The sequence below is a fragment of the Burkholderia cepacia ATCC 25416 genome (assembly GCF_001411495.1).
GTDB classification, from domain to species: domain Bacteria; phylum Pseudomonadota; class Gammaproteobacteria; order Burkholderiales; family Burkholderiaceae; genus Burkholderia; species Burkholderia cepacia.
This window is the reverse complement of record NZ_CP012981.1, coordinates 1,576,597-1,588,736: the sequence shown is the minus strand read 5'-3', so window position 1 is coordinate 1,588,736 and position 12,140 is coordinate 1,576,597. Positions and strand designations below refer to the sequence as shown.

At 68.5% G+C, this 12,140-nt stretch carries 11 protein-coding genes and 2 pseudogenes; 7 read left to right on the top strand and 6 right to left on the bottom strand.

The annotated features are described in order from the left end of the window. Positions 1-66: 66 nt before the first annotated feature. Positions 67-1,275, bottom strand: coding sequence for an NO-inducible flavohemoprotein (gene hmpA, locus APZ15_RS07270; protein WP_027788324.1), 1,209 nt, complete (start codon positions 1,273-1,275; stop codon positions 67-69). 106 nt (positions 1,276-1,381) lie between these two features. After that, positions 1,382-1,933: a cob(I)yrinic acid a,c-diamide adenosyltransferase gene (locus APZ15_RS07265; RefSeq protein WP_027788325.1), complete on the bottom strand. Its 552-nt coding sequence runs from the start codon at positions 1,931-1,933 to the stop codon at positions 1,382-1,384. Positions 1,934-2,106: 173 nt separating this feature from the next. On the opposite strand from APZ15_RS07265, the gene APZ15_RS07260 reads away from it, so the two are divergent. The 6 genes from APZ15_RS07260 to proC all read left to right on the top strand — a co-directional run bounded on the left by APZ15_RS07260 (position 2,107) and on the right by proC (position 9,247). Further along, positions 2,107-3,516, top strand: coding sequence for an FAD-binding oxidoreductase (locus tag APZ15_RS07260; RefSeq protein WP_027788326.1), 1,410 nt, complete (start codon positions 2,107-2,109; stop codon positions 3,514-3,516). Between the two features lie 41 nt (positions 3,517-3,557). Next, positions 3,558-5,051 carry an FAD-linked oxidase C-terminal domain-containing protein gene (locus APZ15_RS07255; RefSeq protein ID WP_011351007.1) on the top strand — a complete coding sequence of 498 codons (1,494 nt, stop codon included), beginning with the start codon at positions 3,558-3,560 and terminating at the stop codon, positions 5,049-5,051. 185 nt (positions 5,052-5,236) lie between these two features. After that, a complete protein-coding gene (gene glcE, locus APZ15_RS07250) occupies positions 5,237-6,325 on the top strand; it encodes a glycolate oxidase subunit GlcE (protein ID WP_027788327.1) in 1,089 nt (362 codons plus the stop codon). Position 6,326: 1 nt separating this feature from the next. Then, complete coding sequence (gene glcF / locus APZ15_RS07245; RefSeq protein ID WP_021163859.1) at positions 6,327-7,553, top strand: glycolate oxidase subunit GlcF; 1,227 nt, start codon at positions 6,327-6,329, stop codon at positions 7,551-7,553. Positions 7,554-7,684: 131 nt separating this feature from the next. After that, complete coding sequence (locus tag APZ15_RS07240; protein WP_027788328.1) at positions 7,685-8,383, top strand: YggS family pyridoxal phosphate-dependent enzyme; 699 nt, start codon at positions 7,685-7,687, stop codon at positions 8,381-8,383. Between the two features lie 51 nt (positions 8,384-8,434). After that, positions 8,435-9,247 (top strand): pyrroline-5-carboxylate reductase, encoded by an 813-nt coding sequence (gene proC, locus APZ15_RS07235; RefSeq protein ID WP_027788329.1) that lies wholly within the window; start codon positions 8,435-8,437, stop codon positions 9,245-9,247. Positions 9,248-9,356: 109 nt separating this feature from the next. On the opposite strand, the gene ubiA is transcribed toward proC, so the two are convergent. The 4 genes and pseudogenes from ubiA to APZ15_RS40770 all read right to left on the bottom strand — a co-directional run bounded on the left by ubiA (position 9,357) and on the right by APZ15_RS40770 (position 11,774). Continuing rightward, a complete protein-coding gene (ubiA, locus tag APZ15_RS07230) occupies positions 9,357-10,229 on the bottom strand; it encodes a 4-hydroxybenzoate octaprenyltransferase (RefSeq protein WP_027788330.1) in 873 nt (290 codons plus the stop codon). Positions 10,230-10,437: 208 nt separating this feature from the next. Continuing rightward, positions 10,438-10,647: pseudogene (locus APZ15_RS07225) on the bottom strand (DNA starvation/stationary phase protection protein); the annotation flags it as partial. A 28-nt stretch (positions 10,648-10,675) separates the two neighbouring features. Then, on the bottom strand, positions 10,676-11,545 hold the full coding sequence (locus APZ15_RS07220) for a S66 peptidase family protein (RefSeq protein WP_027788331.1): 870 nt from the start codon (positions 11,543-11,545) through the stop codon (positions 10,676-10,678). Positions 11,546-11,615: 70 nt separating this feature from the next. Continuing rightward, positions 11,616-11,774, bottom strand: coding sequence for a hypothetical protein (locus tag APZ15_RS40770; RefSeq protein WP_155253131.1), 159 nt, complete (start codon positions 11,772-11,774; stop codon positions 11,616-11,618). A 64-nt stretch (positions 11,775-11,838) separates the two neighbouring features. Here APZ15_RS40770 and APZ15_RS42655 point away from each other — a divergent pair. After that, positions 11,839-11,994: pseudogene (locus APZ15_RS42655) on the top strand (transposase); the annotation flags it as partial. Positions 11,995-12,140 lie beyond the last annotated feature (146 nt).

Here is a 12,140-nt window from a genome sequence, read left to right as displayed (position 1 = left end):
CGAAACGAAAAACGCCCGGCTCGCGCCGGGCTTTTTTTCGCGGGCCGCCGACTGCCGGTCAGCGCATCACTCGAGCGCGCCCGAACCGAAGATCTCGGTATTGATGCGTTCCGGCGCGACGCCGAGCGCGACCAGCGCATCGCGTTGTGCCTTCATGAACGCGATCGGGCCGCAGACGTAGTAGTCGGCGTCCGGCACCAGCGCGTAGTGCCGCACGCGCTCCGGCGTGAGGCGCCCTTCCAGATCGTGGTCGACGCCGACGCGATCGTTCGGACCGACCAGCTCGTACAGCACCGTGCGCTTGACGTTCGCATGCTCGCGCACCGTGTCGTTCAGCCAGCCGCGGAACGCGTGCACCGCGCCCGATCGGCATGCATGGACGAACCGCACGTCGCGCTTGCTGCCTTCGTCGACCAGCGTCGACGCCATCGACACCATCGGCGTCAGGCCGACGCCGCCGGAAATCAGCACCACCGGCGTCTCGACGCCGCGCTTCAGCGAGAATTCGCCCATCGGCGCGGTGACCTCGACGATCGCGCCCTCTTCCACACCGTTGTGCATCAGCGTCGACACCTTGCCGGCCGGAATGACTTCCGGCCTGCCGGCTTCGCGCTTCACCGAGATGCGCAGCCACTTGCCGTGCGGCGCGTCGGACAGGCTGTACTGGCGCGGCTGGTCGACGCCGAGATCGCCGACGAAACGCTTCACCGTGATGTACTGGCCGGGCTCGAACGTCGGCGCCGCGCCGCCGTCGGCGGGCGTCAGGTAGAACGACGTGATCTCGTCGCTTTCGCGCACCTTGCGCTCGACCTTGAACGGACGGAACCCGCTCCAGGCGGCACCCGCGTACAGGTCGGCCTCGGCGCCGATCAGGATCTGCGCGAGCTGGCCGTAAGCCACGCGCCACGCCTCGAGCGTGTCGGCATCGACCGCGTCGCCCAGCACCTCGACGATCGAGGCGAGCAGGTTCTCGCCGACGATCGGGTAATGCTCGGGGCGGATGTTCAGGCTCGCGTGCTTGTGCGCGATGTGCGACACAGCCCCGCCCAGCGCACCGAGATTGTCGATGTTCGCCGCATACGCGTAGACGGCCTTCGCGAGCGCTTCCGGCTGGCCGCCCGTCTTCTGGTGCGTCTGGTTGAACAGGTTCTTCAGTTCCGGATGGCGCGCGAACATGCGCTGGTAGAAGTGCTTCGTGATCGTCGCGCCGTGCACGGCGAGGACAGGGGCAGTGGCCTTCACGCGAGCCATCTGGTCAGCGGTGATGTGGGTCATGTTCGTTCTCCGTTAAACATGCACACACAATACCTTTTTAAAAATTCGATGCCCCTCGGGCAAATTGTCGCAGCGCGGCAAGGGTAAGGGGGCGAATCGTCAGCGGTCAGCGGACACGGCCGCGTTCCCACAGCACGTCCGATCCGCCGTCGGCACGGTTCAGCACGCGCGCCAGCACGAACAGCAGGTCCGACAGCCGGTTCACGTAGCGTCGCGGCGCATCGTTGAGCGTTTCGGTGCGCCCGAGCGCGACGATCGAACGCTCCGCGCGACGGCATACGGTTCGACACACGTGCGCGAGCGACGCCGCGCGCGAGCCGGCCGGCAGGATGAATTCCTTCAGCGGCGGCAGCGTCGCGTTGTAGTCGGCGAGCCAGCGATCGAGACGCGCGAGATGCGTGTCGTCGAGCACCGTATGGCCGGGAATGCACAATTCGCCGCCGAGATCGAACAGGTCATGCTGGATCGTCACGAGCGCCGTGCGGATATCGTCCGGCAGCGTTTCGGCGAGCAGCACGCCGAGGTTCGAGTTCAGCTCGTCGACGTCGCCGATCGCGGCGATCCGCGTATCGTCCTTGCCGATACGCCGGCCGTCGCCGAGGCCGGTGGTGCCGTCGTCGCCGGTACGCGTGGCGATCTTGCTCAAGCGGTTGCCCATGCGGATGTCCTCTCGTGCGCGGCCGCGACGCGGCCCGGTTGCGTTCGAACGCGATTATCGCAGCCCGCGACGGCGGGCGCAGCAGGCGTTACAGCGTAGAATGGGCCGAAACCCAGCAGCACGGGAGCCGGGGCGGCGCCAACGCGCTCATCCGGATTGACAAGGAGACGTTCGTGAATCACCCTGCCCCGCCGGCCGCCACGCGCCGCCCCCTTCCCCCCGCCATGCTCGATGCGCTGCGCGCCGCCTTCGGCGAGCGCGTGTCGACCGCCGACGCCGTTCGCGCCCACCACGGCCGCGACGAATCGCCGTTCGATCCGCAACTGCCCGACGCCGTCGTGTTCGCGCACAGCGCGGACGACGTGCGCGAAGTCGTGTCGCTGTGCTCGCTGTATAGCGTCCCGCTGATCCCGTACGGCGCCGGTTCGTCGCTCGAAGGCCACCTGCTCGCGGTGCGCGGCGGCATCTCGCTCGACCTGTCGGAAATGAACCGCGTGCTGTCGATCAACGCCGAAGACCTGACCGTGACGGTCGAGCCGGGCATCACGCGCAAGGCGCTCAACGAGGCGCTGCGCGACACCGGCCTGTTCTTCCCGATCGACCCGGGCGCCGACGCCAGCATCGGCGGGATGACCGCCACGCGTGCGTCGGGCACCAACGCCGTGCGCTACGGCACGATGCGCGAGAACGTGCTCGGCCTGACCGCCGTGCTCGCCGACGGCCGTGTGGTGAAGACCGGCTCGCGCGCCCGCAAGTCGTCGGCCGGCTACGACCTCACGCGCCTGTTCGTCGGCTCCGAAGGCACGCTCGGCGTGATCACCGAGATCACGCTGCGCCTGCATCCGCTGCCCGAAGCCGTATCGGCCGCGATCTGCACGTTCCCGTCGATGGGCGACGCGGTGCGCACCGTGATCGAGACGATCCAGATCGGCGTGCCGATCGCGCGCGTCGAATTCGTCGATGCGCTCGCCGTGCGCTCGATCAACCGCCATTCGAACCTGACGCTCACCGAAGCGCCGACGCTGTTCTTCGAATTCCACGGCACCGAGGCCGGCGTGAAGGAACAGGCCGAGCTCGTGCAGGCGCTCGCGGGCCAGAACAACGGCCAGGGTTTCGAATGGGCAACCCGCCCCGAAGACCGCACGCGCCTCTGGGCCGCACGCCACAACGCGTATTTCGCGATGCTGCAATTGAAACCCGGCTGCCGCGCGGTGACGACCGACGTCTGCGTGCCGATCTCGCAGCTCGCCGCGTGCGTCGAGGAAACCGAAGTCGACCTGCGCGCCTCGTCGCTGCCCTGCCCGATCGTCGGCCACGTCGGCGACGGCAATTTCCACGTGGCGATCCTGATCGACCCCGACAAGCCCGAGGAAATCGCGGAAGCCGAGCACATCAACGACCGGATCGTCGAGCGCGCGCTGCGCCTCGGCGGCACCTGCACGGGCGAGCACGGCGTCGGGCTGCACAAGATGCGCTTCCTGCCGAAGGAGCACGGCGACAACGCGATCGACACGATGCGTGCGATCAAGCTCGCGCTCGATCCGCGCAACCTGATGAATCCGGGCAAGATTTTCACGTGCTGACACGGCGGCGCGACGCCGCGCCGCCTGCTGCAGGAGACCCCATGAACGCTCCCGTCGAACTGTCGAGCGCGGCACGCGCGCAGCGCCAGCGCGAAGTTGTGCAGGCGCTGATGGCCGTGCTGCCGACGCACTGCCTGCTGTACCGCGACGAAGACACGGCGCCGTACGAATGCGACGGCCTGTCCGCGTACCGCCGCCTGCCGCTCGCGGTCGCGCTGCCCGAAACGGAATCGCAGGTGCAGCGGATCGTGCAGATCTGCCGCCGCATGGAGGTGCCGATCGTGCCGCGCGGCGCGGGCACGAGCCTGTCGGGCGGCGCGTTGCCGATCGCGCTCGGCGTCGTGCTGTCGCTTGCGCGCTTCACGCGCATCGTCGAAGTCGATCCCTACGCCCGCACGGCGACCGTGCAGCCCGGCGTGCGCAACCTCGCGATCTCGGAGGCCGCCGCGCCGTACGGCCTGTACTACGCGCCCGATCCGTCGTCGCAGATCGCGTGCACGATCGGCGGCAACGTCGCGGAAAATTCCGGCGGCGTCCATTGCCTGAAATACGGGCTGACCGTGCACAACGTGATGCGCGTGCGCGCGGTGACGATCGACGGCGAGATCGTCGAATTCGGTTCGCTGGCGCTCGACATGCCGGGCCTCGACCTGCTCGCCGTGATGATCGGCAGCGAAGGGATGTTCGCGATCGTCACCGAGGTCACGGTGAAGCTGATCCCGAAGCCGCAGACGGCCCAGCTCGTGATGGCGAGCTTCGACGACGTCGTCAAGGGCGGCGAGGCCGTCGCGGCGATCATCGCGTCGGGGATCATCCCGGCCGGGCTCGAAATGATGGACAAGCCGGCCACGCAGGCCGTCGAGGCGTTCACGCACGCGGGCTACGATCTCGAGGCGAAAGCGATCCTGCTGTGCGAATCGGACGGCACGCCGGAAGAAGTCGCGGAAGAGATCGTGCGGATGACGGCCGTGCTGCGCGAGCATGGCGCGACACGCATCCAGGTATCGCGCAACGAGCACGAGCGGCTGCGCTTCTGGTCGGGCCGCAAGAACGCGTTCCCGGCCGCCGGCCGCATTTCGGCCGACTACTACTGCATGGACGGCACCGTGCCACGCCGCGCGATCGGCCCGCTGCTCGCGCGCATCGAGCAGCTCGAAACGCGCTACGGGCTGCGCTGCATCAACGTGTTCCACGCGGGCGACGGCAACATGCATCCGCTGATCCTCTACAACGCGAACGATCCGGACGAACTGCACCGCGCCGAGCAGTTCGGCGCGGAAATCCTCGAATGCTGCGTGGAATTCGGCGGCAGCGTGACGGGCGAGCACGGCGTCGGCATCGAGAAGCTCAATTCGATGTGCGTACAGTTCTCGCCGCAGGAGCGCGACGCGTTCTTCGCGGTCAAGCGCGCCTTCGATCCGGCGGGGCTGCTGAACCCGGACAAGGGCATCCCGACCCGCGCGCGCTGCGCCGAATACGGTCGCCAGCACGTGCGCGGCGGGCTGCTGCCGCACCCCGACCTGCCGCGCTTCTGAGCGGCCCGCGCGGGTCGCGGCCGGTGCCCGCGGCCATGCCGCGGCGTTCGACCGTGCCCGCACGGCCTGTTCATGCGGCGACGCGGGCAGACGGCCCGCGATACCGGTCTTAGGGATAGTCGCGATGTGGAATCGCGCCACCCCGGTACAATCGACCGAACAACAAGTCGAGGCAGCAACAGAACATGGAAGAGGACGACATCGTCGCCGGATGGGCCGACCGCGTCCGCGCCGCCAGCGCCGACGGCCGGCCGCTGCGGATTCGCGGCGGCGGCACCAAGGACTGGTACGGCCAGGCGCTCGAGGGCGAAATTCTCGACACGCGCGCGTTTCAGGGCGTCGTGTCGTACGACCCGGCTGAACTCGTCGTCACGGTCCGCGCGGGCACGCCGCTCGCACAGCTTGAAACCGTCCTCGCCGAGTGCGGCCAGATGCTGCCGTTCGAGCCGCCGCACTTCGGCCGCGCGGCCACCGTCGGCGGCTGCGTCGCGGCCGGCCTCGCGGGCCCGCGCCGGGCCACCTGCGGTGCGCCGCGCGATTTCACGCTCGGCGTCACGCTGATGAACGGCCGCGGCGAAGTGCTGCGCTTCGGCGGCCAGGTCGTGAAGAACGTCGCCGGCTACGACGTGTCGCGGCTGATGGCCGGCGCGCTCGGCACGCTCGGGCTGATGCTCGACCTGTCGCTCAAGGTGCTGCCGATGCCCGTCGCCGAAGTCACGCTGAAGTTCGAGATGACCGCGACCGACGCGGTGCGCAAGCTCAACGAATGGGGCGGCCATCCGCTGCCCGTCAGCGCGAGCGGGTGGCGCAACGGCACGCTCGTCCTGCGCCTGTCGGGTGCCGAAGCGGCCGTGAAATCCGCGAAGACGCTGCTCGGCGGCGAAGTCGTCGACGCGGTCGAGGCCGAGCGCTTCTGGGCCGGCCTGCGCGAGCATACCGACCCGTTCTTCCACGGCATCCCACCCGGCTATGCGCTGTGGCGTCTCGCGCTGCCGTCGATCACCGAACCGATGCACCTGCCCGGCACCCAGTTGATGGAATGGGGCGGCGCGCAGCGCTGGTGGATCACCGACGCCGATGCGCAGACCGTGCGGATGAGCGCCAAGCAGGCCGGCGGCCACGCGACGCTGTTCCGCGCGGGCGACGCGTACGACCGCAGCGCGGGCGTGTTCACGCCGCTCCCCGCCCCGATGATGAAAATCCACCGCGGGTTGAAAGCCGCGTTCGATCCCGCGCGCATCTTCAACCGCGGCCGGCTCTATCCGGATCTCTGAGATGCAGACGAACCTCGCCGATTTCATCCGCAATACGCCCGACGGCGACGAAGCCGACGCGATATTGCGCAAGTGCGTGCATTGCGGGTTCTGCACCGCGACCTGCCCGACCTACCAGTTGCTCGGCGACGAACTCGACGGCCCGCGCGGCCGCATCTACCTGATCAAGCAGATGGTCGAAGGCGCGCCCGTCACGCGCAGCACGCAGCAGCACCTCGACCGCTGCCTCACGTGCCGCAGTTGCGAGACGACCTGCCCGTCCGGCGTCCAGTACGGCCGGCTCGTCGAGATCGGCCGCAAGCACGTCGAGGCACAGGTTCAGCGCCCCGTGCAGCAGCGTCTCGTGCGCCGCGTGCTCGCGAGCCTCGTGCCGAACGCCGCGCTGTTCTCGCCGGTGATGCGGCTCGGACAGCACGTCCGTCCGCTGCTGCCGAAGCGGCTGCGCGACAAGGTGCCGCCGCGCACGCGGCTGCTCGAATGGCCGCACCTGACGCATACGCGCAAGATGCTGATGCTCGGCGGCTGCGTGCAGCCGTCGATGCTGCCGAACATCAATATCGCGACCGCGCGCGTGCTCGACGCGCTCGGCATCGAGACCGTCGTCGCGCCCGATGCCGGCTGCTGCGGCGCGATCCGCCTGCACCTGAACTATCACGACGAAGCGCTCGACGACGCGCGCCGCAACATCGACGCGTGGTGGCCCCATGTCGAACAGGGTGTCGAGGCGATCGTGATGAACGCGTCGGGCTGCGGCGCGACGGTGCTCGAATACGCGCACCTGCTGCGCGACGACCCGGCCTACGCGGAGAAGGCGCAGCGCATCGTGTCGCTGACGCGCGACATCTCCGACGTGCTGCTCGCGTTCGAGGCCGAGCTCGCGACGCTCGCGCGCCGCCGTGCGGTCCATACGGTCGCGTACCACCCGCCGTGCACGCTGCAGCACGGCCAGCAGTCGCGCGGCAAGGTCGAACGCCTGCTCGAGACCCTCGGCATCGACGTGCGGCTGCCGGCGGACAGCCATCTGTGCTGCGGCTCGGCCGGCACCTATTCGCTGACGCAGCCGTCGCTGTCGTACCGGTTGCGCAAGCAGAAGCTGCTGAAGCTGCAGGCGCTCGAGCCGCAGATGATCGTCTCCGGCAACGTCGGCTGCATCGCGCACCTGCAGAGCGGCACGCAGATTCCGGTGGCCCACTGGATCCAGCTCGTCGAGCACCTGCTGTATGGCTAGGGCCTGTTCATACGAATGACGGGCGGGCCCTGGGCCTCGCGCCCGGCGTCCGTATAATGGGCGGATCGATGCGCCGCGTGCCGCGGCGCATCCGCTACATGCCCGCTTCCGTGCCTGCTTTCGTGCCCGTCATGTCCGATCTCGCCGCCCGCCTCGAATCCGTTCATCGCCGCATCGCCGACGCCGCCCGCGCGGCCGGCCGCGATCCCGCCACCGTATCGCTGCTCGCCGTCTCGAAGACGTTTCCCGCCGCCGACGTGCGCGCCGCGCATGCGGCCGGGCAGCGTGCATTCGGCGAAAACTACGTGCAGGAATCGATCGACAAGATCGACGCGCTCGCCGACCTGCGCGCGAGCCTCGAATGGCATTTCATCGGGCCGCTGCAATCGAACAAGACGCGCCCGGTTGCCGAACGCTTCGACTGGGTCCATTCGGTCGACCGGCTGAAGATCGCCCAGCGCCTGTCGGAGCAACGCCCCGCGCACCTGCCGCCGCTCAACGTGTGCGTGCAGGTGAACATCAGCGGCGAGGCGTCGAAGAGCGGCGTCGCACCGGCCGACGTGGCCGAGGTCGCGCGCGCGGTCGCCGCGCTGCCGTCGCTGCGGCTGCGCGGCCTGATGGCGATTCCCGAACCGGCCGGCGACACCGACGCGCAACGCGTGCCGCATCGCGCGCTGCGCACGCTGTTCGACGCGTTGCGCGCCGACGGTCTGCCGCTCGACACGCTGTCGATGGGCATGTCCGCCGATCTCGACGCGGCCGTGCTCGAAGGCGCGACGATCGTGCGCGTCGGCACCGCGATCTTCGGCGCGCGCGATTACTCGCACTGAACGCCGCGCCCTTTCCGCCCTCCTGTTCACTCACTCGCTCAATCGAACACCATGAAAATCGCATTCATCGGCGGCGGCAACATGGCCGCGGCCCTGATCGGCGGCCTGATCAAGCGCGGCGTCGCCGCTGACGGCCTGTATGCCATCGACGTCAACGAAGAGGTGCGCGCACGCGCCGCGCAGCAATTCGGCATCCGCACCGGCGCGGCCGTCGACGCAACGCTCGCCGACTACGACGCGATCGTGCTCGCGGTGAAGCCGCAGGTGCTGAAGGACGTCGCGCAGGCGCTCGCGCCGCACCTGAAGACACAGCTCGTGATCAGCATCGCGGCCGGCATCCGCGGCAGCGATCTCGCGCGCTGGCTCGGCGACTACGCACGCGTCGTGCGCACGATGCCGAACACGCCCGCGCTCGTCGGCATGGGCGTGACGGGCCTCGCCGCACTGCCGGGCGTCGATGCGGCGGGCCGCGAACTCGCGTCGAACGTGCTCGGCGCGGTCGGCGAGATCGTGTGGTTCGACGACGAATCGAAGCTCGATGCCGTCACGGCCATTTCGGGCAGCGGCCCCGCGTATGTGTTCTATTTCATCGAAGCGCTGCAGGAAGCCGCGCGCCAGCTCGGCATGAACGACGAACAGGGCCGCGCGCTCGCGGTCGCGACGTTCACGGGCGCCGCGCAACTCGCCGCGCAATCGGGCGAGCCGGCAAGCGTGCTGCGCGAGCGCGTGACGTCGAAGGGCGGCACGACAGCCGCCGCGCTCGCATCGTTCGACGCGCAGGGCGTGAAGGACGCGATCGTGCGCGGCGCGCTCGCGGCCGAAGCGCGTGCGAAGGAAATGGGCGACGAGCTCGGTCGCGCGTAAGCGCCGCGCCCGCCCCGGGCCTCCCTTCCGGCACCGGCAACAAAAAAGCGGCCTCGGCCGCTTTTTTGTTGGCATCGCGCATCGCGTCGCGCGCCGGCGCGCGGCCGCTTCAGTTGCCCGCCGGACCCGCCAGCAGGTAATGCGCGGCGATCCCCGCGAACAGCACGCCGCCGAGCCAGTTGTTGTGCCGGAATGCGGCGAAGCACGGCATCCGCTCGCGGCCCTTGATCAGCGTGTAGTGATACAGCGCGCAGCCGACCGCCGCCGCCCAGCCGGCCCAGTACGCGAGGCCGAAGCCGAGCGTCACGCCGATCCACACGTAGATGCCGAGCGTCGCCGCATAGCACGCCATCACGGCCGCGACGTCGAAGCGGCCGAACGTCAGCGCCGACGTGCGGATCCCGATCTTGATGTCGTCGTCGCGATCGACCATCGCGTATTCGGTGTCGTACGCGACCGACCAGAAAATGTTCGCGACCAGCATCACCCACGCGATCGTCGGCACCGTGTCCTGCACGGCCGCGAACGCCATCGGAATGCCGAAGCCGAACGCGATCCCGAGATACGCCTGCGGAATCGCGAAGAAACGCTTCATGAACGGATACGAACCCGCGACGAACAGCGCGACGACGGACAGTTCCTTCGTCAGCGTGTTGAGCGGCAGGATCAGCAGGAACGAGATGAATGCGAGCCCGACGGCGATCGCAACGGCTTCCCACGCACGGATCTTGCCCGACGTCAACGGCCGGTCGGCCGTGCGCTTCACGTGGCGGTCGAAATCGCGGTCGGCGTAGTCGTTCATCGCGCAGCCGGCCGAGCGCATCAGCAGCGTGCCGAGCGAGAAGATCACGAGCAGCGGCCAGCGCGGATGGCCGTCGGACGCGATCCACAGCGCGTTGAGCGTCGGCCACAGCAGCAGCAGGCTGCCGATCGGCTTGTCCATCCGGACGAGCCGCAGATACAGGGGAAAGCGGGCAAGCATGGCGAGGCACCGGGAAGATAACCCCGGCATTTTAGAGCCGAGCGGTGCTTCGCGTCATGTCGGGGCGGCCCGCGGCGGCAGCCGCCCGGCGCGCCCGGGCCGCCCGGACCCGCTGCGCAGGGCCGGGCCACGATTTGCGCCAATCAAGGGACGGATTCGATCACTCCGGATCGGGCGAGTCAGCGCGCCCTCCCCGGCCGCACCGTACTTACGCGAGCAGCGAGCGCAGCATCCACGCGGTTTTTTCATGCGTCTGCAGGTCGGCGGTCGGCTCGCCGAGTCGGCGATCGGGAAGATTCGCGCGCGCGGTTCGCACGACGGCCTCGTGCCCTTCGACGAGCGGGCGGATCATGTCTTCCGCCGCCGGCACGCCCTTCGCTTCCGGCACCGACGACAGTTTCGCGAAATCGCCGAAGGTACGCGTTCCTGTCCTTCCGGATTCGACGCTACGCGCCGAATCGGATCGCGCCGTTCTCGATGGCAGCCTGGCCGCCGTATTGCCAGGTGATGTTGCGGTGTTCATGTCCGATCGGCAGACCCGAGTAGATCGGCAGGCCGAAGCCGCCCAGCACGTCGACAAGCATCTGCTCGAGCGTGAAATCCGCGCCGTCCGGGATCGGGCAGCGCGTGAATTGCCCGAGTACGAACGCACGGGCTCCGTCGAACGCGCCGCTCAGACGCAGTTGCGTCAGGCTGCGGTCGAGCCGGTAGCCCAACTCCGTCACGTCCTCCAGCAGTACGATCGCGTCGCGTGAGCGAAGCGACCAGCGCGTACCCGCGACGCTCGCGAGTACCGTCACGTTGCCGCCGCACAGACGTCCCCGCACTGCACCAGGGGCGCCGGACAAATGCCGCAGACTCAGCGCGGCGCGTTCGTCGCCGGTCAGCACAGCGCGAATGTCGGCGCGCGTCGCGTCGTCGACCTTGGTCGCCAGACTGTGAAATGTCGGGCCATGCAGCAAACGCACGCCGGGCCGATCCGCGAGTGCGCAGAACAGTGACGTTGCGTCGGAAAAGCCGATGATCGTCTTTGGCGTTGCGATCTCGTCGGGCAAGTGCTCAAGCAAATGCGCACAACCGAATCCCCCCCGCGCGAGCCACACGATCTCGATCGACGGATCCATCAGGGTGCGCCGCAGGTCGTCCGCGCGTTCCTCGGCGGTACCGGCGAAATAGCGGTACCGGCTGCCGAGATGCGCGCCGGCCCTGACCTCGAAGCCCCAACTTTCGACGAGCGCAATGCCACGCGCGATGCCTTCCGGATCGGGCACACCCGCAGGCGCGACCACCCCCACTGCCTTGCGTCGTGATTCCATTGAATGGCTACCTGGATGATGGAGAACCTGCCGAATATATCCGACACCGCTTGCTGACGGCTCGGCCTTGTCACGCAGCGTCGTGCGCGCGGGGATGACGATCGCCGGCGCCCGCGAAACCGCCGCGTTGCCGGCGCCGCCTGAGAATCACCGTCGCGGCAAAATCGCCGACCGATCGATGCGGATCCCGTTCGATCGACGAACCAGGCAGCACGTCGAGCGGATGCACCTCGGAACCGCCGGAGTTGCGGGCCCTTCCCGGCGTCAACGCGTCGGTCGGTAATCAGTCAACGATGTCGAACGCAGGGAATCGTGCCCATCCCCATCGGACGTACGCGCAGGCATTCAAGCAGGATGTGATCAGGGAGACGTTGGCGCCCGGCATGTCGGTGTCGATTGTTGCGCGCCGGCACGACATCAACGCCAATGTGGCGTCCGGATGGCGCGAGCAATATCGTCAGCGCACCGTCAACCGGGTAGATCTGGATAGATCGTGGGTCTTCGTGGGCATGTTGCGGACTCCTCACTCAACGAACCGGAGCAATTCACGCGAATCTGTTGCCCTGCATGCAGACACCGCACCACCCGTATGGCT